The organism is Ralstonia sp. 110700041-2 (assembly GCF_056280165.1).
Genome location: NZ_JBSFAI010000018.1, coordinates 120,003 through 144,256 on the forward strand (window position 1 = coordinate 120,003; position 24,254 = coordinate 144,256).

Genomic DNA, 24,254 nt, shown 5'->3' on the forward strand with positions numbered 1-24,254 from the left:
TCACGGCGCTTTCGCGGCAGTGCTCTCCGCGGCAGCCACACTGCGCTTGACCGCGATGAAGCTGTCAGGACTCACCGATATGGAATCGATACCGCATTCGACCAGGAAGGCAGCAAACTCAGGGTGGTCGCTCGGCGCCTGACCGCACAGACCGACATGTGCACCCGCCTCGTGAGCACTCGCAATGACGCTTTGGATCATCCACTTGACGGCGTCATCCTGTTCGTCGAAAAGCGCCGCGAGATCGGCCGAGTCACGGTCAACGCCCAGCGTCAGTTGCGTCAGATCGTTGCTGCCAATGGAGAAGCCATCGAAACGTTGCGCGAAGGCCTTTGCCAGAATCACGTTCGATGGGATCTCGCACATCACGTAAACCTGGAGACCGGCTTCGCCACGATGGATGCCGTTGTCAGCCATGACCTCAAGCACGCGGTCCGCTTCTTTTGTTGAACGGCAGAAAGGGATCATCACCACGACGTTCGTGAAGCCCATCTCATTGCGCAGGCGTCGAATGGCGCGGCATTCGAGCGCGAAGCCTTCCCGGTAGCGTGGGGAGTAGTACCGCGATGCGCCACGGAATCCGAGCATGGGATTGTCTTCCTTAGGCTCGAATTCCGCGCCGCCAATCAGATGCGCGTACTCATTGGTCTTGAAGTCGCTCATGCGGACAATGACAGGGTGCGGATACTGGACCGCTGCGATCCGTCCCAATCCACGCGCAAGGCGATCGACGAAATATTCCGTGCGATCTTCGTAGCCAGTCGTCAACGCTGCGATGGCTTGCCTGGCACCTTCGTCCTTGAGTGTCTCGAAACGGGCCAGAGCCATCGGGTGGATCTTGATATGGTTGCTCACGACGAACTCCATTCGCGCGAGCCCGACACCGTCGGCGGGTATCCGCCACCAGCGAAACGCCGCCGCCGGGTTGGCGAGGTTCAGCATGACCTTGGTGCGCGTCGCAGGGATATTGCCAAAGTCGATCTCCTCGACCGCAAAGTCGGCAATGCCTTCGTAGACGAATCCTTCTCGGCCTTCTGCGCATGACACGGTGATCTCCTGCTCGTCATGCAGCAGATGCGTCGCGTTACCGGCGCCGACGATGGCTGGAAGCCCCAGCTCTCGGCTGACGATCGCTGCGTGCGATGTGCGTCCCCCCTGGTCGGTGATGATGGCAGCCGCCCGCCGCATGACGGGCACCCAATCCGGATCCGTCGTCTGGGTGACCAGGATGGCGCCGTCGACGAAACGCCCCATGTCGCTGGGGCTTTCGATGATGCAGACTTTGCCGGCGGCGATGGCTTCGCCGATGCTGACACCGGAGAGGATCTTGCGGCCTGCCTTCTTGACATGCCACGTCCTTACCGCACTGGCTTCACGACGTGACTCGACCGTTTCCGGGCGGGCTTGCACGACGAACACCTCGCCGGTGAGCCCGTCCTTTGCCCATTCAATGTCCATCGGTTGGCCATAGTGCTGTTCGATCACGCAGGCCCAGCGAGACAAAGCCAGGATATCGTGGTCGCTCAGGACGAAAGCCGCACGCTCGGCTTTCGAGGTGGGGACGTTCTTCGTCGGCTGCTCGTTGTCGGTTGTGCAGATCATTTTGAGGCTTTTTCCGCCAAGCTTTTTCCCGACAATGGGCGATAGCGACGGTTCCAACAACAGCGGCTTGAAGACCTCATATTCATCGGGATCGACTTCTCCCTGAACCACGTTTTCGCCGAGCCCCCATGCCGCATTGATCAGGACGGACTTGTCAAAGCCCGTCTCGGTATCGATGGAAAACATGACGCCGGCGCCCCCAAGGTCCGATCGCACCATGCGCTGGACACCGACCGACAGCGCGACCTTCAGATGGTCGATTCCCTTCGCTTGGCGGTAGCTGATCGCCCGGTCGGTGAAAAGCGACGCGTAGCAGCGCCGGCAGGCGTCAAGCAGGGCGCGCTCGCCCTTGATGTTGAGATAGGTCTCTTGCTGCCCAGCGAAGCTTGCTTCTGGCAGATCCTCGGCCGTTGCGCTGGATCGCACGGCAACGTCCAAGTCGGATTGCCCTGTTCGGCGGTTCAGTTCATCGTAAGCAAGACGGATTGCCCGCGCCGTCTCTTTTGGCCATTCACCGCGAAGCATGGCGCGTCGGATGGCAAGTCCCGCTTCGGCCAGGGAAAGTTTGCTGTCATCGAGGTCGGTGAGCGCCGAGAAGATGACCGGCTGCAAATCATTTGCCTCTATGAATTGCCTGAAAGCATCGGCTGTCAGTGCAAAGCCCGGCGGAACGTTGACGCCCCGTCCCGCCAGGTTGGCCAGCATCTCGCCGAGCGACGCATTCTTGCCGCCGACCCGTGGAACATCGGTCCGCCGGAGGTTTTCGAGCCAGACAACGTGCGCGGTGTCGTTGACCATGACGGCCTCCCTTTCGGTGCGGGTTCGACGGATTGTTGCAAGAGGAACCTAGGCGCCATGCCCGAATGCGTCGAAGTCCGGAAACTCGGCGTCAAGGAGCTCATAGATCGTCTTGGCCTTACCAGTGAGTTCGATATTCATGCCGCGGACGAGATGCTCGTCTGAGCGAAGCCACTTGTAGGCGATCTGCACATCCTCGATGGTCGGATCAATCGCAAGAATACGAGTCAACACCTCCATCTCGAACGGGCCGATGATCTCTCTGATCTCTTTCGCGGTGAGGTGCCCGTGGTTTTGTGATGCGGTCTTCATGGCGATTGCGTCTCCTATATTTTCAAGCCGATCCCCAACCTGAGACGACAAGCAGCAAGGGTGACTCGGCCAGTCCAATCAATACTGGCATGATGGATGGCGCTGGTTTTGTGCCGTATCAAACGAGGGCCGATTACCCTGCGCCCAGAAAAATCGCCTGGACACGTTGGCACTGTCATGCTGCCAGTCGTGTCCCCTGGAGGTGTGCAATGCCGGAAATCGTCACGCTCACGGTCAATCCCGCAATCGATATCGCCACGTCGGTGGAGCGCTTGACGGATACGCACAAGATGCGCTGCGCACCGGCCCGCTGTGACCCTGGAGGGGGCGGAATCAACGTCGCCCGCGTTGTCCATCGCCTGGGCGGGGATTGCCTCGCCATCTACCTTGCCGGCGGTCCGGTGGCCGAGCGATTGGCGCGTCTCCTGTCGGCAGAGGGCTTATCGTTCGCCGCCCTCCGGATCGAAGGGGAGACGCGAGAGAATTTTTCCGTGACGGAACTGTGCAGCCACCGGGAGTTTCGGTTCGTCATGCCGGGGCCGGTCGTCTTAGAGGCGGAATGGCAGCGCTGCCTGGACCACCTCGATGCGCTGCAACCAGCGCCGCGCTACCTTGTGCTGAGCGGAAGCCTGCCACTTGGGGTTGCCGACGATTTCTATGCATGGGTCATTGACAGGGCCAAGGCGCGCGGCAGCCGCGTCGTACTGGACACCGCCGGTCCGGCATTGCGTGCTGCGTTGCCGCATACGCCATACCTGATCAAGCCGAGCCTGAACGAGCTTCGGCAACTGACGGGGCACGCGCTGGAGACGGAAGCGGATTGCATGCAGACTGCGCGGGAGATTGTCCGCAAGGGGCACGCGCAGGTGGTCGCGCTCACCCTGGGTGCGGGCGGCGCCATGCTCGTCACGCAGGAAGAGGTTGTCCGCTCGGGTGCTGTCGGAACGTCAATTCTCAGCACGATTGGGGCAGGTGACAGCTTCGTGGGCGGAATGGTGTGGGCGCTAAACCGCGATGCAGGCATGCGAGAGGCATTTCGGTACGGCATGGCCGCCGCCGCAGCCGCGTTGAGCCATGCCGGTACCGAACTTGGCAGCGCCGCCGAAATCGAGCAGCGCTACGCAGAGGTCTCATTGTCTTGAGTTGCACCTGCCTCGGCCTGATTGACCGCTGTTGAAGCGCCGCTTGGCTCGCAAGGCCGGCGATGATCCGTTGTATGGATGATCGGTCTGTCGGCTAGGCGGCTGGGCGCGCTACGGAACGCCCCCTCGGCGCTACCGGCTCCATTTCACGTGCAGTTCGGTTTCTGCGTTGCCATAGTCAAATGTCAGGTGCCCATGGAATGCATGGTGGATTGCGTGGCCGATGTCGCGCGCCAGATGAAACCCGGTCGTCAGGATGTCAGTGCCGCTGCTCGTGGATTCGACGGCCATGATGCGCTCCATCGGATGATCTGCCCGCAGATCTGCCTCGCGGTGGCGCGCGAGTGTCAGGATCTCCTCCCGATGGGCCGCCTCAAAGTCCCCCGAGAGGTGGATTCGGGCTGCCGGCATCTGGTCGGCGGCACGCTGGCATGCCGAGCAGATCAACGAAGTGGCTCCGGGCGGTGGACTGCGCCATAACCAGCGGCCCTTGAGGTAGACAGCACCGCAGACTGGGCAGCAGCTTGCCGCGGGTGCCTTGTCGGGTTGCCGATACCGGTTGTGGATCGGCTCGACGGCAAATGGGCTCCAGCGTGCCGGCCGCACTCGTTCGGATTGAGAGCGTTGTTTCATGTTGACTCCTATGAGGGCGAGTTCCTCCGGCCTGCTGCAGACCAGAATCTGCAACGCAGTCGCGGTGGACAACTCTCAGAGTACCTCCCGCAGCGCGATGCACTTTGGGCTGAATCAACTCTGCGTGCAGCAGCTCTCATCGGGCCAGACTCGAGTCGAGCTGCGCCGCAATGCCGAGCGGCCTGTCGCTTGAGATAGCGCAATCAATGTGTATCAGCGCTGCCTAGACTGCAGATACTGCCGCTGCATCCGTGGAGTCCGTCGCCCATGTCTGCCCCTCTCACGCCTTTTCTTGGTGTCCGCGAAGCGGCCAGCCGCCTCACCGGAAGCGCTGCCGACTACGCCCCCCTGCTGGAGATGGCAAAGGGAAAGCGCTACGTTCTTCTTGGCGAGGCTACGCACGGAACACGCGAGTTCTATCAGTCACGCGCAGACATCACACGGCAGTTGATTGTGCAAGGCGGCTTTGACGCTGTCGCCATCGAGGGGGATTGGCCGGACGTGTGGCGCATCAACCGCTATGTCCAGGGCGAGGGCGCGGACACCGCTACCGAGGCGCTAGGCGATTTCCAGCGTTTTCCGGAGTGGATGTGGCGCAACCCGGAGATGCTCGACTTCATCACCTGGCTGCATGAGCACAACACGGCCCTTGCTGCCTCAGAACGTGTGGGCGTCTATGGGTTGGATCTGTACAGCCTGTACCGGTCTGCCGAGGCCGTCATCGAATACCTGCAGAAGACCGACCCCGAGCAGGCAGCGGTGGCGCGCATGCACTACGCGGCACTGGACCATGTGCGTGAACCCATGACGTACGGCTACGAAGCCGCCGCAGGTTTGAGGCTGCCAGCGCAACGCGAGGTGGTCGAGCAACTGCGTCGGCTTCGGGCAAGCGAGGCCAGGCTGATCGAGCAGGACGGGATCGCTGCCATCGACTCGCATTTCTTTGCCGAGCAGAACGCCATCGTCGTCGTCAACGCAGAAGCGTACTACCGCGAATCATTCGGGCACCGCGTCAATACGTGGAACCTGCGCGATGCGCACATGGCACAAACGCTGTTTGGTTTGGCTGCATACCGGCAGCGCCGAGGCGGCGACGGACGGGTCGTCGTGTGGGCGCACAACTCGCATGTGGGCGATGCGCGGGCAACGGAGTCCGCCAGCCGGCATGAGTGGAACCTTGGACAGCTCGTGCGTGAGCGGGTGGGCGGCGCCGCATTGCTTGTCGGCTTTACCACCTATACGGGCCATGTATGCGCCGCATCCGAGTGGGGCGGCGAGGCCGAGCGGAAGTGGGTGCGCCCCGCGCTGCCGGACAGTTGGGAACATGTGTTCCATAGCACCGGGCTGGATCGCTTCCTCCTGCCGCTTGGCGATACGGCGGCAGATGTGTTCCACGAGCCGCTGCTGGAGCGGGCAATCGGTGTGCTGTACCTGCCGAAAACCGAGTACGCCTCGCACTACTTCGATGCCGCCATCGGTGCCCAGTTTGACGCGCTGATCCATCTGGACGAAACCTCCGCCATCGAGCCATTGACCACGGCGCTGTTACCGTGAATGCGGCTGTTGCGCTGGCACTAGCGCTGGAACGCTGGCGGGGGAGCCCGCTTCTGCCTTCGGGGGCGGCATTGGGGTCACGTTGCCAGCCAGAATCATGTCGAGGTCGTGGCGGTCAACCACCTCCTTGTCCAGCAACATACGCGACAAAGCGTCCAGTTTGGCACGCTGGCCTTCCAGTGTTGCGGTCACGCGTGCGCTGGCATCGGACAACACCTTGCGCACTTCCGCATCGATCAACTGGGCTGTGTCTTCGCTATATTCCTTGCGCTCGCGCTGCATCAAGCCTGTGCCGGCGAGTAGCGGGTTGGGCGTCTGCTCATAGGTCGCCAGTCCGAGCTGTTCGCTCATGCCGAACTGGGTAATCATCTGGCGGGCCATGTCAGTGGCGCGTTGCAAGTCGTTTTGCGCACCGGTCGATACATCGTGGTACACGATCTGCTCGGCAACGTAGCCGCCCAGCAGCACGTCGAGCCGGTCCAGCAATTCGCTGTGCTTGAGCAGATAGCGGTCCTCCGTAGGCGTCTGCTGCGTGTAGCCCAGGGCAGCGATGCCTCTTGGAATGATGGAAACCTTCGAAACGCGATCGGCCAGGGGGCGGTGCTCGGCCACGATGGCATGGCCGGCTTCGTGGTAGGCAATCGTCTCCTTTTCCGTGGCGTTCATCACGCGGTTCTTCTTCTCCAGGCCGCCAACGATGCGGTCAAGCGCCTGGTCAAAGTCGGTGGTCTCGACGGCGGATTTACCTTCGCGCGCCGCAAGAAGCGCCGCCTCGTTGACGAGGTTGGCCAGGTCGGCGCCGGCAAAGCCCGGTGTTCGGGCGGCAATCTTGCCTAGGTCGACATCGGCCCCCAGCGTGACGTTTTTGGCGTGGACCTTGAGGATCTGCTCTCGCCCCTTGAGGTCCGGACGGTCCAGGGCGACATGACGGTCAAACCGGCCAGGACGAAGCAGCGCAGGGTCAAGTATTTCGGGCCGGTTCGTCGCGGCCATGATGATGACGCCCTTGTTGCTGTCAAAGCCGTCCATTTCGACCAGAAGCTGGTTCAGCGTTTGCTCGCGCTCTTCATTGCCGCCAACCAGGTTGAACGCACGCGTCTTGCCCAGGGCATCGAGTTCATCGATAAAGATGATGCATGGCGCCATGGATTCGGCCTGGCTGAACAGATCCCGCACGCGTGCGGCACCTACACCAACGAACATCTCGACAAACTCCGACCCGCTCATGCTGAAAAAAGGCACGCCTGCTTCACCGGCAACTGCCTTGGCAAGCAGCGTCTTGCCCGTGCCGGGTGCCCCCACAAGCAACACCCCCTTGGGGATCCTGCCGCCCAGGAGCTGATACCGCAGTGGCTCTTTCAGAAAGCTCACGATTTCCGACAACTCGTCCTTGGCTTCATCGATGCCGGCAACGTCGGCGAAGGTCACGCCGGTTTCCTTTTGCATGTAGACCTTTGCCTTGCTCTTACCGATTTCCATCAGCCCACCTGCGGCGGCCCCGCCCATGCGCCGGATCAGGAAGTTCCAAACCGCGAAGAACAGGAGCGCAGGCACAACCCACGACAAGAGGGTGCTCAACCATTTGTTGTCCGGCCGACCGACAAAGCGCACCTTTGCCGCCTCCAGCTCCTGAACAAGAGCCGGGTCATTCACGCGAAGGGTCTGGAAAGGATGGTCGCCCTTGCCCGTACGGTGGATGGCATCGACCTGCTGCTGCGTCAGCAACGCCTCGACGCCTTCCGTCGAGAACGTGCCGGTGATGTCCTGGTCACCAATGGCGACGTCCTTGATCTTGCCCGCATGCAGTAGGACCTTGAAGTCGCTGTAGGGGAGTGTGTCGACCTGCTCGGACATGAACAGCGTCTGAAACGCCAGCATGGTCAACGCGACGATGACGGCGTACCAGAGCGAGAACCTTTGCTGCCGTGGCTGCATACTCTCTTTCACGTGTTCACCTTCGCATGGTCGTGCGTCAACCGGCATCCGGATCGAACCTTGATGTTCGTGCCTGAGCCGGAATGACGGTTGATGCGGATCAACCCACCCGCAAGTTGGGGTCGGCTTACAGCAGGGAAACTTACGTTGCCACTATCGGCGGCGTGTGGGCGATGGCGGAAACAACCTCCAGCAGCCCGCCTGGTGACGAAAGAAGACGATGGCAAGCGGGCGGGCGGATGTCGTCAGCTCCGCCCGCACGCAGCCGCAATCGACGCCGGGGCAATGCAGGCGCGTGATTCGCAGATGCGGCATATCGCTCAGGCCAAACCACTTGGTGACCAGCTCGCGCAACGAGGTATCGCATTGGGGCATGGAGTTCTCCGGTGTCACGCGGCCCGAGCCTGCGGGTGTGCGGTCCGACATTCGGTCGAAAGCGCCAGCAGCATCAGCTTGAATAGCGTGCGCGCAGCTCGCACGGGGCTTTTCAGGCACGCCTCCACCTGTGCGCTGCGGCATTCTCCGAACAGGCACCACGAACAGAAGTGCTCGCAGTTGTTGGTCAGCAGCCGATAATTGCGCTCCCCCAGGCGTGAACCGGCACGGCGGGCGACTTCTTCACCGTCGTAGCAGGGGCTGGCGTCGCGCTGGATGGTCACTGCAAAACCGCATGCAAAGCAGCCAATGGAGATGCGCTCCACCGGCCCGCGGCGCTGACGGCGCGAGAAGCCGGCGTAGTGAATGACCTGCCCATTGCCGACATAGATGCCGTGGTGTTCGTACCCATCGCGGTCCGCTACAAGGTGTGCGCCAACAGGAAGCGCAGTGTCAAAAGCGGCGAGGTCTTGCGGCGCATTCCACAGGGCGATGCATTCGATGTTCCGGCTCATGGCGCGCTCCGTTGTACTGGCTGGGCGTTGTCGAGTTCTAGGGGGCGATGCGACAAGACGCTGCGCTGTTTGGTGATGTGCCACCAGTATTGGCAGTGCACACGCCCGCGTCATGCAGGCTGCGCTGAGAATGCTGTCGGAGCCGCGGGTTTCCATGTCAGGAAAGCCTGACACGGCAGCCGGCACCTCAGAAGCGATGTGCTTGATGCGAGTCCCAAGCCGCGCTTGCGACGGCTACCGTGCGCCACCGTTGATCTGCCGCAAGGCGCTCCGGCACTGCCGTGCCACGATGAATCTATTGACCCCAGGAACCCTGGGATCACTCATCAGGAGGCAGTCATGAGTCAACTCAAGCGTTATGACCCGTTCGCCATTGAACCGGTTGGCGATATCTTCCAGGGGCTTCTGCGCTCGGTTCGCGGCAGCATGGATAGCGCGCTGCCATTCAAGGTGGATGTGACGGAGTCTGACAAGGCATACAGCGTTGTCGCAGAAATCCCGGGTGCGAAAAAGGAAGATATCGACGTGACGGTCGATCGCGGTACGGTCATGATCTCGGCCAAGGTGGAGCGCACTTCCGAAGAGAAGGAAGGCGAACGCATCATCCGCAGCGAGCGCTACAGCGGCACCATGCAGCGCATGTTCACGCTGGATGCGGCAGTCGATGAGAGCAAGGTCGACGCCACGTACGAAAACGGACTGCTGCGTGTGACGCTGCCCAAGAAGGACGCCTCTCCACAGCAGCGCATCACGATTCGCTAGGCGCCAGGGGACTGTGGCATGCGGCTGCAATTTCTCGGCGCAACCGACACGGTGACGGGCTCAAAGTATGTGCTTGAGACCGGCGCGCACCGTGTGATGGTCGACTGCGGGCTGTTTCAGGGCTACAAGTCGCTGCGTCTGCGCAACTGGGACAAGCTTGCCGTCAACCCGCATCACATCGATGCGGTCGTGCTCACGCATGCCCATATCGACCACAGCGGCTACCTGCCGCTGCTCGTGCGCAATGGGTTTCATGGTCCGGTCTATTGCACGAAAGGCACGGCAGAACTGTGCAACATCCTGCTGCCTGACAGCGCTCGGCTTGCGCAGGAGGATGCACAGTACGCGAACGCCGAGGGGTTCTCGCGCCATCATCCCGCGTTGCCGCTCTATGACGAAAAGGACGCCGCCAGGGCGTTACGCCGGCTGCATCCCGTCGGCTATGGCGAGCGCTTCTCCGTTGCCGACGGCGTGGAAGCGGAGTTCCACCGTGCAGGACACATCATCGGTGCGGCCACGGCAACATTGCTGACCGAGGGGCGCCGCATTGTCTTCTCCGGCGACCTGGGGCGGCAGGTCGATCCCGTCATGCGGCCACCCGAGCCCATTGCGGAGGCCGATACCCTGTTGGTCGAATCGACCTATGGCGATCGCGTGCATCCGGAGGGGGACCCGCTCGATGCACTCGAGCAGGTTGTGCAGCGGACCATCGGGCAGGGCGGCACGCTGCTGATCCCGGCTTTCGCTGTGGGGCGTACGCAGGAGCTTCTGTATTGCCTTTACATGCTGATCCGCGAGCATCGGATTCCACATGTGCCGATCTACCTCGACAGCCCGATGGCCGAACTGGCGACGGGGGTGTTTGCGCATCATATTGACGATCTGCATATCGAGGCTGCCGACTGCCAGGCCGCCTGTGCATTGGCCATTCCGGTGCAGAGCCCTGAACAGTCGAGGCATCTGGGGAACGATCGCGCGCCCAAGATCATTCTTGCGGCAAGCGGCATGGCGACCGGCGGGCGGGTGCTGCATCACCTCAAGAGCTTTGGCGGCGGCAAGCGCAACGCCATCCTGATGTCGGGCTTCCAGGCCGCCGGCACGCGGGGCGCCGCGCTGCTGGCCGGTCAAAGGGCGTTGCGCGTGCACGGACGCGAGGTTGCCATCCGAGCCTCGGTTGAGCAGATCCAGAATCTGTCCGCCCACGCGGATGCCAATGAACTGATGACCTGGTTACGGGGCTTCACGCGGCCGCCACAGCAGACCTTCATCGTGCATGGCGAGCCAGCCGCCAGCGACGCCTTGCGCCAGCGGATCGAGCATGAATTGCAGTGGCCGGTCCGCATGCCGGAGTACCGCCAGTCCTACGAACTGGAGGGTGCATGACCGCCCCGACCGTTGCCCTGGACCCGCAGCGTGTGCTCATTGCCATGCCCGGCTGCGACACCGCCACCATGCGACTTGCCATTCCGCTGCGCGCGGAGTTGGGGCATGCCGCAGTGACCCACTTTCCCGACGGAGAGTCGTACGTGCGGCTTTACACGCCCGTGCACGGCGCAGAAGTGGCCATTGTCTGCACACTCGATCATCCCGACGAGAAGCTCTTGCCACTGCTCTGGCTGGCAATTGCCGCACGCCAGGGCGGGGCGCGCCGCGTTGGCCTGATTGCGCCGTACCTGCCGTATATGCGGCAGGATGTCATCTTCAATGCGGGCGAGATTCGCGCTGCGGAACACTTTGCCGCCTTGCTCAATCCCGTGTTCGACTGGCTTGTCACGGTGGATCCGCACTTGCATCGCATTTCGCGTTTGTCGGAGGTCTATCGCGTGCCGACGGTCGCCGTGGAAGCCGCCCCTGCCATTGCCGAATGGATTCAGACCCATGTACAGGCGCCGTTCCTGATCGGGCCTGACGAGGAAAGCAGGCAGTGGGTCGAGCAAGTAGCAGGCATGTGCGGGGCCCCATGGGCAGCATTGACCAAGACGCGACACAGTGCGTGGCACGTGGAAGTGACTGAGTTGCCGAACATTCCACCAAGGTGTGTGCCGGTACTCGTCGACGACATCATCTCGACCGGGCGCACGATGCTTGCGGCCGCAGGCTTGCTGCAGCGCGCCGGCAAACCGCAGCCGGTATGCGTAGGAGTGCATGCTGTGTTCGCCGCCGACGCGTACAGCCAGCTGTGTGCGGCCAGCGCCGAGGTGGTCACGTGCGACACGATCCCGCATCCTTCGAACCAGATTGCACTGACAGGGCCGCTGGTCGATGCCATTTCACGCATGTTTGATCTACCCCTGCCTTTGAGCAAGCAGATGCTTGTTTGACCGGGGCGCTTTCGTATCTGGAGGCCATCATGAAACAGATCAGGTTCCTGCCTGACGACCCGACATACTGCGCAGCAGGGCCGCGCCTGCAATGCCGCGCGTCGGTCGATGGCTGCTCCGCAAGCTACGCAATCACGGCGGAAGCCCTCGAGGATCATTTTGGTGCGCTTTCCTGCCGGTCGGACGATCTGCTGAGCGCGTTCAAGGTGCACCGTGGAGATATCGAAGAAGTTGCACGCCTTCTGTTCGAGCAAACAGGTTCCAAGGAGATCACGCTACACAGCGGGCACTTCCGGTTCGCTGGCTGACATGCCTGTCATGACCACCGTCTCCATGCCCCCAGTTGACGCGTCCATTGCCCCGCTGGGATGCCTCAGGTTCAAGGCGCTTGGCATTGACACGTGGCAGGAGCACGTCATCTACATGCACCCTGACAGCGCGATCTGCCGGTCCGAGGGCTTTGCCGCGCAGGCCCGCGTAGAAGTCCAGATCGGGCAGCGATCGCTGATCGCCACGCTGAACCTCGTGGGCTCGGGGTTGCTGGAAAAGCATGAGGTGAGCCTGTCAGCCAGCGCGGTCGATTCGTTGATGGCGCGCCCGGGTGACGAAGTCTGCGTCAGGCACGCGCCGTCGCTTGAGTCGCTGCGCGCCCTGCGGGCCAAGATCTATGGCGGGCATCTGGACGCCAAGCAATTGCAGGAGATCATTGCTGACATCTCGCATGAGCGTTATGCCGATGTCCATATCGCGGCATTCCTGAGCGCCTGCGCATCCAGCCGCATGACCATCAAGGAAACCATCGACCTCACACAAGCGATGGTCGACTCCGGAGAGCGTCTGCAGTGGGACCGCGCGGTCGTGGCAGACAAGCACTGCGTGGGCGGTCTGCCCGGCAATCGCACCAGCCCTATCGTCGTTGCCATCTGTGCGGCGGCGGGGCTGCTGCTGCCTAAAACGTCGTCACGCGCCATCACCTCGCCTGCGGGTACCGCCGACATGATGGAAACGCTCACCCGCGTCAACCTGAGCGCGGCAGAGTTGCGATGCGTTGTGGGGCAGGTTGGGGCATCGCTCGCGTGGGGCGGGGCATTGAGTCTCAGCCCGGCGGACGACGTCTTGATTCGAGTGGAAAGGGCACTGGACGTCGACAGCGATGCCCAGCTTGTGGCGTCCATTCTCTCCAAGAAGATCGCGGCCGGGTCCACCCATGTGTTGATCGACGTGCCTGTGGGGCCGACGGCCAAAGTCCGCAGTGTCGAAGACCTTGAACGCCTTGAAATGCTGCTCAAGCGTGTGGCGCAAGCTTTTGGGGTGCAGGTGCTGATGGTGCGCACGGATGGCGCGCAGCCCGTTGGCCGCGGGATCGGCCCTGCGCTGGAAGCAAGAGACGTTCTGGCTGTACTCCAACGGACCCCTACCGCGCCGTTCGACTTGCGGGAACGGTCTCTATTGCTGGCCGGCGCATTGCTGGAGTTTTGCGGTACGGCTGTTGCCGGAACGGGGCTTGTCATGGCAACCGACCTGCTGGACAGCGGTGCTGCATGGCGAAAGTTCGAAGCGATCTGCGAGGCGCAGGGTGGCTTGCGCATCCCCGGAGAAGCCGTGTTCCGCCGCGACGTCGTTGCCGAGCAAAATGGAATCGTCACCCACATCGACAACCGCCACCTTGCCCGCATTGCGAAGCTTGCGGGCGCGCCGATGCGTCAAGTCGCGGGCGTACAGATGCGTGTGCGACTGCGGGATCAAGTGAATGTTGGGCAACCGCTGTTCACGATCCACGCGCAGGCCTCGGGCGAGCTGGAGTATTCGTCGGCATATGCGTTGACGCATGCTGTGGTGGGACTGTCTCCGATGGGAATCGGTTGAGCTTGATTGCCGCACCGTCGGCTGCTGTTTCGGGACATCTCACGATGCACGTGCGAAGCGCTTGGCGGCCAGAGTTTTCCGGGGAGCCGGTGGCCTGGTGCCGCCAAACGAAAGGCACATTGCGTTACAATTCGCACATGTCACGTGCGACCGCAAGCCTCTCGCTCCGGGCAATGCTGTTGTTGACCATCGTGTTGATGCAGCTGCTAAGCCCGCTTCTGCACGGCCATCTCGGAACACCGAAACAATCTGGCCTGCACGTGCACACCACGCTTCCTGCCGCGGTTGATTCTCATTTCCAATCCGTATCGTTTGCTCACCGTCCTCCCGCTATTGCGGAGGTCGCACCCCGTCTTCATGACTGGGCATTGACGAGCCAGGAACCCTTCGAGGTGGATGTCGAGCCTGCCATTGGCCCGGCAGACCTTGCCGCATTTCTTTGGGCAGCGGCCGCCGCCGGCGTATCCGCGCTGACGTTCCTTCTCCTTGCGGCGCTTGCCGGCGCCGCTGTATTACGTCCCGCCTGTCGGCCAGCGCCTGTTCGAGCGCGCTGGCGCGATCGCATCAATCGGCCACCTCCGGCCCAAGCTCCCCCGCTGAAGTTCTGATCCGTACCCGGTTGACGGCCGGCGTGCGCGTTGCTCCGTGACTTGTTGACTTGCAACAAGCCTCTCGTGTCTGCATTGGCGATGATGAATGTGTCAAAAGCGCTGTCTTTTGCTGCATTGCGCACGCCTAACGCTACGCGGCGGTAGCAACTCCGCTTTCCATGGGCCATCCACCGTAAGAGTTTGTCGTTCGCGTCGCATGGAAATGCTGAGCGACGGTTGATCTTGAGCTCGCTCGCGTATGCGCGGCAATCAGAGGTGGCGTCCGTGGCGTCGCCTCCGAGGATTGGAGTCAGGCATGTCTTTCAAACGAATCGTCGCGGCCAGTGCGTGTATTGCGCTGATCGCGTTTCCCCTTGAGCAGGCCGCTGCCCAAGCAGGCGCCCAAGTGGTGCCGCTATCGGCTGAGCAGGCGCGCTCCCTCGGCGTGCGCTTCAGCCCAGTCGCCGCTGCTTCAGGGCTGGAGGTCGGCACGCATGCGCGTGTCGTTCTCAAGCCGGATGCGCAATATGTGGTGGCCGCCCCATACGGGGGCATGGTGCCCCGGGTGTTGGTGTCGGTCGGGCAAACCGTCCGGGCGGGCCAGCCGCTGGCCGGTTTTTTGAGCCCGCAGCTCTTCGAAACCAGCCGCGCACTGACGGAAGCCAACTCGCAGGCGCGGCTCGCGCAGCAATCGCTCGCACGCGACAAGGCGCTGTATGACGACGGCATCATCGCTGCAAGCCGTTGGCAGGCAACGCAGGCGAGGGCCGCTGAAGCCGGCGCCATGGTCAAGGCGAGGCGGGCAGAGCTGGCCTCCGCGGGCATCGCATTCAGCGGCCCGGTTGGTGAGGCGCAATTGGTTGCCAGCCGTGGCGGTGTGGTGTCCGAAGTCAACGCCGTTCCGGGGGCGCGCGTAGAAGCGGCGGCACCCCTTTTCAGGATCGTTGACCCGGCCGCTCTGGAACTGGACCTGCTCGTCGGCCGCGATATACCGGTGCCGGCCACAGGTGACCGCGTCGAGGTCGCGCAACGCGGCGCGGGGGGCTCGGTCATTGGTGTTGCGCCCTCCGGTGATGGCACTGCAGGCGTGCGTGTGCGCGCATCGCTGGAGCGGCGTGGAGACCTGCGTGCCGGGGAGAGCGTCAATGTCACGCTCAAGCTGCGCGGCCAGGCCGATGCAAGCGCCTCTGGCCTGCTGCGGGTTCCTGTGGCCGCGTTGGTCTACGTGCGGGGCGTGCCAGGCGTGTTCGTCGCGACCGATAAGGGCTTCCGCTTCCAGGATGTCACCGTCGCCAGTACAGACGACGCCATCGCCATCATCCGTGCCAACTTGCCAGCCGGTACGCGCGTAGCGGTGACAGGTGTCGGTGCGCTCAAGGGCTTGCTGGCGGGAGAGCAGTGATGTTGCCCCGCCTGATTGAGTTTTCGTTGCGCCAGCGCGTGCTGGTGCTGATCGCGGCCGGTGTGCTGGCTGCCGCCGGCGTCTGGGCGTATCTGAACCTGCCGATCGACGCGTTTCCCGATATCTCGCCGACACAGGTCAAGGTTGTGCTGAAGGTGCCGGGCATGACGCCTGAGGAGGTCGAGCAGCGGGTCTCGACGCCGATCGAACAGGAGCTGCTCGGCCTGCCGCACAAGACGATCGTGCGCTCGGTGTCCAAATACGGCATCAGCGATGTGACCGTCGATTTTGAAGAGGGGGTGGACGTCTACTGGGCGCGCCAGCAGGTATCAGAGCGTCTGGCCGGCTTGGCGCGCGATCTGCCGTCGACGGCTGTGGGCGGCCTGGCGCCCATCACCACGCCGCTGGGCGAGATGTTCATGTTCACGGTGGAGGGCGATGGCTATTCCTTGGCCGAGCGGCGCCGCGTGCTGGACTGGGTGATCCGGCCAGCGCTGCGCACCGTGGCGGGTGTGGCCGACGTCAACGCCCTCGGCGGCGAGGTGCGCAGCTATGAGGTGACACCGGACCCGGCGCGGTTGCGCGCACGCGCTATCACCCTTGACCAATTGCGCCAGGCGCTGGACGCCAACAACCGCAACGACGGAGCAGGGCGGCTGGATCGCGGCGACGAGCATTGGGTCGTGCGTGTAGAAGGCGGCGTGCGCGGGCTGGATGATCTGCGTGCGATTGTCGTGGTGCCGGCACAGGGCCTATCTTCCGCGCCTGCGGTCACGGTCGGCGATGTGGCAACCGTGCGGCTGGGCGAGGCGACCCGCAACGGCGCTGTCAGCAAAGACGGCAACGGCGAAGCGGTTGAAGGACTGGTGCTGGGCCTGCGCGGCAGCGATGCCCGCAAGCTGGTCGAGGCGGTACAGGCGCGGCTCGATGCGCTCGGCCCGCAGTTGCCAAAGGGCATGTCGACCCACGTCTTCTACAACCGCGGCGAGCTGGTCACCCGTGCGGCCAATACCGTGGTTCGCGCGTTGATTGAAGCCAGCGTGCTGGTCGTCATTACGCTGTATTTGTTCCTGGGTGGGGTGCGGGCAGCCCTGGTCGTGGCGGCCACTCTGCCGCTGTCGATGCTGGCGACCTTTCTCCTGATGCGCTATGTGGGTCTGACGGCCAACCTGATGAGCCTTGGCGGGCTCGCCATTGCACTGGGCATGCTCGTCGATGCGGCCGTCGTCGTGGTCGAGAACATCGAGACGGCCATGGCGCGCGCGCAAGACCACAAGACAGATCCGGCGCTGCGCGGTGCGGTCATCCGCCATGCAGTGGCAACGGTAGCGGTACCCATGCTGTCGGGCGTGTCGATCATTGCCATCGTGTTTCTGCCGCTGCTGTCATTGCAAGGGTTGGAGGGCAAGCTCTTCGGGCCGGTGGCGCTGACCATCGTGCTGGCGCTGGCCTCGTCCGTGGTGATTGCCTTTACGGTGGTCCCGGCCCTCGCTTCCTTGCTCTTGCTTTCACATGCGGATGAACCGCCCTGGCTGATGCGGAAGGTCGCGAGCGGTTTCGCGCGAATCCAGGCATGGACGACAACGCATCGCCGCACGGTGTTCGGGCTGGCCGGGGCAGCATTGGCGCTGGCCGTGGTGTTGTACATGTCGGTCGGCAAGACCTTCATGCCGACGATGGACGAGGGCGATCTGATCGTGCAGTTGCAGAAGGCCCCGTCTGTTTCGCTCGCGGCGTCGCTCGACATGGATCAACGTGTGCAGCAGGCGCTCCTCAAGGAGGTGCCGGAAATACGCTCGATCGTCGCGCGCTCGGGTTCGGATGATCTTGGGCTGGACCCGATGGGCCTGAACGAAACCGACACCTTCCTGGTGCTCAAGCCCAAGGATCAGTGGCGCGGTAGCAAGGAAGACATCGCGGTAGCCATCCGGCGCGTCATGGAGCGCTTCCCGGGCGTGATCTACGGCTTCACGCAGCCCATTGAGATGCGTGTCTCAGAGATGCTGACCGGCACACGCGGCGACGTTGCCATCAAGCTCTTCGGCAGCGACCTTGCCGCCATCGATGCAGCGGCGCAGGCCATCGCTGCCAAGGTCCGCACCATCCCGGGTGCGGCAGAGGTGATTGCGCCCAGCAACAGCGGCGTGCAGTACCTGAAGGTGTCGCTGGACCGGGCGGCCGTCGGTCAGGCTGGCTTCTCCGGCGACGCGCTGCAGGCGCAACTGCGGGCGCTGATCGAGGGCGACCGGATTGGCGTGGTGCCCGAGGGCATCGTCCGCACGCCGTTGATCTTGCGTGGCGGAGCAGGCTTGCGGCAGGCACCCGAAAATCTGACCAGCCTTCTGGTGACGGCACCCGACGGAAAAGCATGGCCGCTCACCTCTCTGGCGCATATCGAGCGCGTGGATGGGCCTGTGCGCATCAACCATGAAGACGGCGCCCGGTTTGCCGTGATCCAGGCCAATGTCGATGGTCGGGACCTGGCCGGCTTCGTGCAAGAAGCCCAGGCAGCAGTCGGCGGCATTGGCACGTTGCCAAAAGGATTGCGCGTCGTGTGGGGCGGCCAGTTTGAGAACCAGCAACGCGCCGCAGCGCGCCTTGCGCTGGTTGTTCCATTGGCCCTGGGCGCAATCTTCCTCTTGCTGATATTGACGTTTCGCTCGGTGCGGCAGGCCGTGCTGGTGGTCGCCAACATTCCGTTCGCGCTCGTGGGCGGCATTGCTGCGTTGCGGATATCGGGCGAATACCTATCGGTGCCCGCCTCCGTGGGCTTCATCGCGTTGCTCGGGATCGCGGTGCTCAACGGCGTGGTGCTGGTCTCCCACTTCAACACGCTGCTGGAGTCCGGCCTGGGCATGGCGCAAGCCGTACGCGCCGGCGTGCGAGACCGCCTGCGGCCCGTCCTGATGACGGCCTGCATTACCGCGCTGGGGATGATTCCGCTGCTGCTGGCCAGCGGGCCAGGGTCAGAAATTCAGCGGCCGCTGGCGATCGTCGTGTCAGGTGGGCTGATCTCTTCGACTGCGCTGACGCTGCTTCTTCTGCCCCTGCTGTTTGAACGCTTTGGGTTGCCTCGGCCGCGTGCGGCTGCGGGGCAAGGAGATTCACAATGAGGTTGGATCTGTTTCGCATCGTATTGGCGGGGGCGGGCACGCTGGTGCTTTGGACGGCCGTAGCGCAAGCGCAAGGTTCGTCGAGCCATCTGCCATCCGAGAACGCCGTGCGCGAGGCCGTCGCGCTGTCGCCCGATGTGCTCGCGGCAGAGGCCCGCCGCGATGCCGTACTGGCCCGGGCTGAAGGCGTCCGCGCCGGCACGGCGGAAACCGTGGTGCGTGCGATTGGCCAACGCCGCCAGGTGCGCGACCCTTCCGAGCGCCATGCCGAAGGGCAGATCACTGTGGAGCGGCCCTTACGGCTATGGGGCAAAGCGCAAGCCGATGCGCAGCTCGCCGACGCGGCCGCCGAGGCGGGCCAGCTTGCCGTCAAGGACGCACGCCATGAGGCATCGCGCCAGGTTCTGACTCTGTGGTTTGGTGCCGTACGAGCAGGCCAGGCACGCCTGGCCGCGCTGGAAAATGCCAAGGCAGCTGCCGATCTGGCGGCGCTGACTGCCCGCAGGGTTCAAATGGGCGATGCCTCACGCCTGGATGCCGAACTGGCCGCAGCTGATCGCGCGCGCACGCAAGCCATGCTGGCGACAGCCGCGGCAGCGGAACAGACTGCGCAGGCGGAGTTGCAAGCCCGGTTTCCAGGGCTGGGCCATCCCGCGTTCGGCGCCGATACCGCGCTACCCCCGTTGCCGCAAGATCCACCAGATCGATTACGTACGCAGTACATCCAGGACAGTCACGAATACCGGCTTGCCATGGCAGAAGAGGCGCAGGCGCAGCAGATGGCCAAGCGCGCCGATCTGGAGCGTCGAGCCGACCCGACCGTCGGCATGTTTGTTACGGTGGAGCGCGGCGGTGCCGAACGCATCATGGGTGTGAGCGTTGCCATGCCGATCGGTTCTGCGCATCGTCGCTCAACGGCGGTGGCGGCCGCTGCCGATGCAGAAACGGCGGCACGGCGCAGGCTGGGTGCCGAGCGACGGCTCGGTGCCGAATTCGATGTGCTCTATGGCAACTTGCAAGGCAAGCGGGCGAGCGCGCAAGCGCAGATGGAAGCGGCTACGCTGCAAAAAAGCGCTTCCGACCGGGCAATGCGCGCGTATCGCGCAGGGGAGTCGGGCCTGACTGAGCTATTGGCCGCGCGCCGTAGTCTGGCCGAGGCCCAACTGGCCGAGAGGCTCGCCCGCGTCGACCTGCTGGAGGCAGACAGCCGTCTCCAGCTCGATCTGCATCGGATGTGGGACTTCGACGATTGATCTGCTGCCGCTTGACCTCTTACTCAACACATCCTGGATAACGCTATGCAATCCGAACTGAAATACTCCTTCACCATGCGCGCGCTCCATTGGGCGGTGGTTCTGGCGGTGTTGATCGCCGTCGTGGCCATCGAAATCATGGATTTCTTCCCGAAAGGCAGTGCCGAGCGCGCAGCGCTATTCATCATTCACCAGACGGCGGGGCTTTCCTTGCTCGCTTTGATGGTGTTGCGCCTGTTGGCCCGGGTGGCCACGCAGGCCCCGCCTCCCGTTCCGGGCACACCGCTGATGCAGCTTGCAGCACGACTTACGCATGGCGCGCTCTATGCACTGATGGTTGGGATGCCCGTTCTGGGCCTGTTGGCACTGGCCTGGGGTGGCAAGCCGATCCAACCGTTCGGGCTGGATCTGCCGCTGGCGGTTGCACAAGACAAGACGTTGGCGCACTTGGCCAAGGAGGTGCATGAGTCGGGCGCCACGCTGGTCTATATCGCGGTGGGACTGCATGCCGCCGCGGCGCTCTGGCATGAATTCATCCTGAAGGATCGGCTGCTGCGCCGCATGATCTAGCGCACATGAAAACTGCGCCGACAAGAGGCTCAATGATGCACTCCACGCGCTTGCTCGCCAACGTAGCATTGCTTGCCGTGTCGGCGCTGACTCTGGCGGCCGGGTTGTGGGCACGGTACCTCGGTGCCGATGTCCTGGCGTGGCAACTCTGGCTGATTGGTGTCGTTCCAAACTGGCTAACCCTGGTCGTCACGATTGTTCGGTCACTGATGCGACGGCAGGCCGGCGTGGATGTTCTGGCAGTGATATCGATCAGCTTTGCGCTCCTGTCCGGCGAGGTGCTGGTCGCAGCGGTCATTGCGTTGATGCTCGCGACGGGGCGCACATTGGAAGACTTCGCGCAAGCGCGTGCGCAGCGCGAGATGACCGCGTTGCTCGGCCATGCACCCAAGCGGGCCAATCGCTTCGCCGACGGGCAGTGGCACCAAGTCAGTCTGGAGAAGGTGCAAGCGGGTGACCGGTTGCTGGTGCGGCACGGTGAAGTCGTGCCGGTGGATGGCACCTTGTCCGGGCCTGCCGATCTCGATGAATCCACGTTGACAGGAGAATCGCTCACCCGCCATCGTTTGACGGCAGATGCCATTTGCAGCGGCGTGCTGAATGTGGGCGCCGCTTTCGAGATGATCGCGAGTGCATCCGCCGAAAAGAGCACGTTTGCAGGCGTTGTCCGGCTAGTCAGTGCGGCGCAGTCCGAGCGCAGTCCTTCCGTAAGGCTGGCTGACCGGTACGCCTTTGCCTTTGGGGGCGTCGCCGTTCTCCTCGCTGGGGCAAGCTGGATTCTCACGGGTGATTCGGCGCGTTGTCTTGCCGTGCTTGTCGTGGCTACGCCGTGTCCGCTTATCCTGGCAGTGCCCGTCGCCATCGTTTCAGGGCTGTCGCGTTGTGCCAAGCGAGGCGTGCTGGTCAAAGGCGGCGGCGCGCTGGAGCGGCTGGCGTTGGCCGACACGCTGTTCTTCGATAAAACTGGCACGCTCACCAGCGGATTTGCACGACTGGTCGATGTTGAATGCGCACCGCACTACGCGTCCGATGTTGTGCTGGGCCTGGCCGGGTCAATCGCACAGGCATCGAATCACGTCACGGCAGAAGCCGTCGCCAAGGCTGCGCGCGAACAGGGTGCAAAGCTGCGACTGCCGAGTGGGGTTGTCGAGAGTCCAGGCGCTGGCGTTTGCGGCCGCGTTGACGGACATGTCGTCTCCATCGGCTCATTGCCTTATGTCTTGGGCTCATCCGCCGAGCCGTCCTGGGTGGAAGCGTTCGCCAAGCGCGTGAGCTATGCCGGTGCGTCGGCTGTGTTTGTCGGCGTCAATGGTGAACTCGTGGGCGCATTGCAGTTGATTGACCGCGTTCGCCTTGAGGCACCTCGTGCGCTCCGACTCCTGCGTCGAGAGGGTATCAAACGGCAAGCGATGTTGACCGGGGATCGGGCAGATGTTGCCGAATCGGTTGGATCCATGTTGGGGGTGACGGAGGTCCATGCGGCCCTGTCGCCAGCGGCCAAGCTCGCGGTGATTCGGGGCGCCCGCGCCGACGGCAAGGTGATCATGGTCGGTGATGGCGTCAACGATGCACCTGCGCTCGCCGCGGCGGACATTGGCGTGGCAATGGGTGCGCGGGGCGCTGCGGCCTCTTCGGAAGCTGCAGACATTGTCTTGTTGGTGGACCGCTTGGATCGGCTCGTTGACGCGGTCCGGATAGCGCACCGTACACGCAGCGTGGCACTGCAGAGCGTGATGATTGGCATGTCTCTGTCGCTCGCAGCCATGGTTGTCGCAGCGCTGGGCCATCTACCACCGTTGGCGGGCGCCATGCTGCAGGAGCTCATCGATGTATTGGCGATCGCCAGCGCGTTGAGAGCGCTGTTGCCCACGCCAGATGAAGCGACCCGTTCACTCGTCTGCGCAGACGTCGAGCGCCTCAAGGCTGAACACGCGGAGCTGGAGCCCATTCTGAGCCGGATCCGCATGGTCGCAGACTCACTGCCCCATATGGGAGGCAGTGCCGCAAAAGGCGCGCTGCTATCGCTCAACCAGTCCTTGGCTGACGTCCTGGTGCCACATGAGCGCCGAGACGATACCCAGCTCTATCCGGACGTCGCCCGCCTGCTCGGAGGAGACGACCCGATGGCGGCAATGAGCGCCATGCATCGCGAGATATTCCGCGTGACGAACCTGTTGGGCCGGATCGTGGCGGATGTTTCCGCCGACGGCCCCGATGCCGCTGTGACGCAAGAGCTGCAACGCTTGCTGTATGGGCTCGATGCCATCCTGCGGCTGCATTGCGCGCAAGAAGACGAACTGTTCCATGTGCTCGGAGGAGAGGCTTGATCGTCATGACAAACCTGCTCGCATTGTTCGCGACCATCCTGCTGCTGAATGTGATGCCGGCCTTCGCACCGCCCACATGGGTGGTGATGTCATGGGTGGGCTTCTCACGGCCTGATGCCAACCCGGTGCTTCTTGCGGGCATTGCCGCTTGCGCAGCAACCCTCGGCCGCCTGGTTCTGGCGCGGCTATCCTGCACGCTCGTACGCAACCGCTGGATGCGCGAGGCGGATCGTCAGAACATCGACGTTGTACGTGCCTGGCTGGAAGACCGCAAAGGTATGACGGTCGGGCTGATGCTCGCGTATGCCTTCAGCCCGTTCCCATCCAACTACATCTTCATAGCCTACGGCTTGACTGGGATGCGGCTTTGGTTGATCGGCCTGCCGTTCTTCGTTGGCCGCTGGATAAGCTACCTGACCTGGACGCGCATTGCCCAGATGGGTGCCCGTTATCTGGATGTGGAAACGGAGATCGACGGGGCGTATATGGGTGTGTACTTCGTCGTGTCGCAGGTCGTGTTTCTGGCGCTCGTCTATGGGTTTGCCAAACTGGATTGGCAGCACTTGTTGCAAACGAAGCACCTGCGATGGCGGCGACGGGAATCGATTGCATCTTCCGCCAAAGACACACGGACAAAGGTCGAGCGCTGAGCAGGGTGCATTGGCAACGAGCCTGAGACGTATTGCCGACACGCTGGGCCCGCAGGGATCGCGTCCGCAGTGGTTGAGGTACGTCAACGCCTTGCGGGCGAATACAAGTAGCCTGAAAGAACCAGTGCGTTGCCCCTCTCTTCTTCGCCCGGCAAACCTTGCCAAGACATGGGCGGCAGAGCTTGATCAGTCAGGCATGCACTACGACCCCGAGCGCCTTGCAGGAGATCGATATGTCGGCCTGGGCAATTGAACAGCACCGTGGCTGCTCCATTCATATTCTGGTGGTCGTTGGGCGTTGCGATGGATTCAAGTACGCCTACACCGGCTTTGTCTGCTCGCCAAAACAAGCCGCGTTGGAGTACCCGAAACTGGAGCGTTTCCACCACGTCTCTCCGGATTTTGATTCTGTGGATGTTGCCATTGCGGCAGGCATGCAGGTGGGGAGGGCGATTGCAGAACGCTGGACGTCGCATTCAGCGCAGCACCAAACATCTGAGCGGCCCACTCGCCCGCCCTCCTAGCAGACCGGTG

At 63.1% G+C, this 24,254-nt stretch carries 21 protein-coding genes; 15 read left to right on the forward strand and 6 right to left on the reverse strand.

What is annotated here, in order from left to right; genetic code table 11:
* Together ppsA and ACUXH0_RS23340 are read right to left on the reverse strand one after the other, a co-directional pair.
* A complete protein-coding gene (gene ppsA / locus ACUXH0_RS23335) occupies window positions 1–2,400 on the reverse strand; it encodes a phosphoenolpyruvate synthase (protein WP_182594683.1) in 2,400 nt (799 codons plus the stop codon).
* A gap of 48 nt (window positions 2,401–2,448) precedes the next feature.
* Complete coding sequence (locus ACUXH0_RS23340; protein ID WP_004634091.1) at window positions 2,449–2,712, reverse strand: hypothetical protein; 264 nt, start codon at window positions 2,710–2,712, stop codon at window positions 2,449–2,451.
* 209 nt (window positions 2,713–2,921) lie between these two features.
* Here ACUXH0_RS23340 and ACUXH0_RS23345 point away from each other — a divergent pair, with 209 nt between their 5' ends.
* The gene (locus ACUXH0_RS23345) at window positions 2,922–3,854 is read left to right on the forward strand and encodes a 1-phosphofructokinase family hexose kinase (RefSeq protein ID WP_012430391.1); all 933 of its coding nucleotides are present in this window, start codon (window positions 2,922–2,924) and stop codon (window positions 3,852–3,854) included.
* Between the two features lie 132 nt (window positions 3,855–3,986).
* Here ACUXH0_RS23345 and ACUXH0_RS23350 read toward each other — a convergent pair whose 3' ends face one another.
* Window positions 3,987–4,487, reverse strand: coding sequence for a BCAM0308 family protein (locus tag ACUXH0_RS23350; protein WP_009241741.1), 501 nt, complete (start codon window positions 4,485–4,487; stop codon window positions 3,987–3,989).
* A gap of 267 nt (window positions 4,488–4,754) precedes the next feature.
* On the opposite strand from ACUXH0_RS23350, the gene ACUXH0_RS23355 reads away from it, so the two are divergent.
* Window positions 4,755–6,041 carry an erythromycin esterase family protein gene (locus ACUXH0_RS23355; protein ID WP_182594682.1) on the forward strand — a complete coding sequence of 429 codons (1,287 nt, stop codon included), beginning with the start codon at window positions 4,755–4,757 and terminating at the stop codon, window positions 6,039–6,041.
* Here ACUXH0_RS23355 and ftsH read toward each other — a convergent pair.
* The 3 genes from ftsH to ACUXH0_RS23370 all read right to left on the reverse strand — a co-directional run bounded on the left by ftsH (window position 6,033) and on the right by ACUXH0_RS23370 (window position 8,866).
* Complete coding sequence (ftsH, locus tag ACUXH0_RS23360; RefSeq protein ID WP_024542056.1) at window positions 6,033–7,976, reverse strand: ATP-dependent zinc metalloprotease FtsH; 1,944 nt, start codon at window positions 7,974–7,976, stop codon at window positions 6,033–6,035. The genes ACUXH0_RS23355 and ftsH overlap by 9 nt on opposite strands.
* 153 nt (window positions 7,977–8,129) lie before the next feature.
* Complete coding sequence (locus ACUXH0_RS23365; RefSeq protein ID WP_009241738.1) at window positions 8,130–8,351, reverse strand: hypothetical protein; 222 nt, start codon at window positions 8,349–8,351, stop codon at window positions 8,130–8,132.
* 14 nt (window positions 8,352–8,365) lie between these two features.
* Window positions 8,366–8,866, reverse strand: coding sequence for a lecithin retinol acyltransferase family protein (locus tag ACUXH0_RS23370; protein ID WP_009241737.1), 501 nt, complete (start codon window positions 8,864–8,866; stop codon window positions 8,366–8,368).
* A 339-nt stretch (window positions 8,867–9,205) separates the two neighbouring features.
* Between ACUXH0_RS23370 and ACUXH0_RS23375 the strand changes: the two genes are divergently transcribed.
* The 13 genes from ACUXH0_RS23375 (at window position 9,206) to ACUXH0_RS23435 (ending at window position 24,244) form a co-directional block, all read left to right on the forward strand.
* The gene (locus ACUXH0_RS23375) at window positions 9,206–9,628 is read left to right on the forward strand and encodes an Hsp20/alpha crystallin family protein (protein ID WP_012430388.1); all 423 of its coding nucleotides are present in this window, start codon (window positions 9,206–9,208) and stop codon (window positions 9,626–9,628) included.
* Between the two features lie 18 nt (window positions 9,629–9,646).
* Complete coding sequence (locus ACUXH0_RS23380; protein WP_004634110.1) at window positions 9,647–11,011, forward strand: MBL fold metallo-hydrolase RNA specificity domain-containing protein; 1,365 nt, start codon at window positions 9,647–9,649, stop codon at window positions 11,009–11,011.
* Window positions 11,008–11,949: a ribose-phosphate pyrophosphokinase gene (locus ACUXH0_RS23385; protein ID WP_012430387.1), complete on the forward strand. Its 942-nt coding sequence runs from the start codon at window positions 11,008–11,010 to the stop codon at window positions 11,947–11,949. Before ACUXH0_RS23380 ends, ACUXH0_RS23385 begins: the two co-directional genes overlap by 4 nt.
* 29 nt (window positions 11,950–11,978) lie before the next feature.
* Window positions 11,979–12,257 (forward strand): DUF1488 family protein, encoded by a 279-nt coding sequence (locus tag ACUXH0_RS23390; RefSeq protein WP_004634114.1) that lies wholly within the window; start codon window positions 11,979–11,981, stop codon window positions 12,255–12,257.
* 10 nt (window positions 12,258–12,267) lie between these two features.
* Window positions 12,268–13,815, forward strand: coding sequence for a thymidine phosphorylase family protein (locus tag ACUXH0_RS23395; protein ID WP_024542057.1), 1,548 nt, complete (start codon window positions 12,268–12,270; stop codon window positions 13,813–13,815).
* 173 nt (window positions 13,816–13,988) lie between these two features.
* Entirely contained in the window at window positions 13,989–14,423 is a 435-nt protein-coding gene (locus ACUXH0_RS23400) for a hypothetical protein (protein ID WP_249262963.1), read from the forward strand.
* Between the two features lie 298 nt (window positions 14,424–14,721).
* Window positions 14,722–15,807, forward strand: a complete 1,086-nt coding sequence (locus ACUXH0_RS23405) for an efflux RND transporter periplasmic adaptor subunit (RefSeq protein ID WP_012430384.1) — start codon at window positions 14,722–14,724, stop codon at window positions 15,805–15,807.
* The gene (locus ACUXH0_RS23410; RefSeq protein ID WP_182594681.1) at window positions 15,807–18,920 is read left to right on the forward strand and encodes an efflux RND transporter permease subunit; all 3,114 of its coding nucleotides are present in this window, start codon (window positions 15,807–15,809) and stop codon (window positions 18,918–18,920) included. Before ACUXH0_RS23405 ends, ACUXH0_RS23410 begins: the two co-directional genes overlap by 1 nt.
* Entirely contained in the window at window positions 18,917–20,173 is a 1,257-nt protein-coding gene (locus ACUXH0_RS23415) for a TolC family protein (protein WP_012430382.1), read from the forward strand. The genes ACUXH0_RS23410 and ACUXH0_RS23415 overlap by 4 nt, the downstream gene beginning before the upstream one ends.
* A gap of 45 nt (window positions 20,174–20,218) precedes the next feature.
* The gene (locus ACUXH0_RS23420) at window positions 20,219–20,743 is read left to right on the forward strand and encodes a cytochrome b (protein ID WP_182594680.1); all 525 of its coding nucleotides are present in this window, start codon (window positions 20,219–20,221) and stop codon (window positions 20,741–20,743) included.
* 35 nt (window positions 20,744–20,778) lie between these two features.
* Complete coding sequence (locus tag ACUXH0_RS23425) at window positions 20,779–23,070, forward strand: heavy metal translocating P-type ATPase (RefSeq protein ID WP_004634125.1); 2,292 nt, start codon at window positions 20,779–20,781, stop codon at window positions 23,068–23,070.
* A gap of 5 nt (window positions 23,071–23,075) precedes the next feature.
* Window positions 23,076–23,720 carry a hypothetical protein gene (locus ACUXH0_RS23430; RefSeq protein WP_182594679.1) on the forward strand — a complete coding sequence of 215 codons (645 nt, stop codon included), beginning with the start codon at window positions 23,076–23,078 and terminating at the stop codon, window positions 23,718–23,720.
* A gap of 233 nt (window positions 23,721–23,953) precedes the next feature.
* Window positions 23,954–24,244: a hypothetical protein gene (locus ACUXH0_RS23435; RefSeq protein ID WP_012430378.1), complete on the forward strand. Its 291-nt coding sequence runs from the start codon at window positions 23,954–23,956 to the stop codon at window positions 24,242–24,244.
* The last annotated feature ends 10 nt before the right edge of the window (window positions 24,245–24,254 follow it).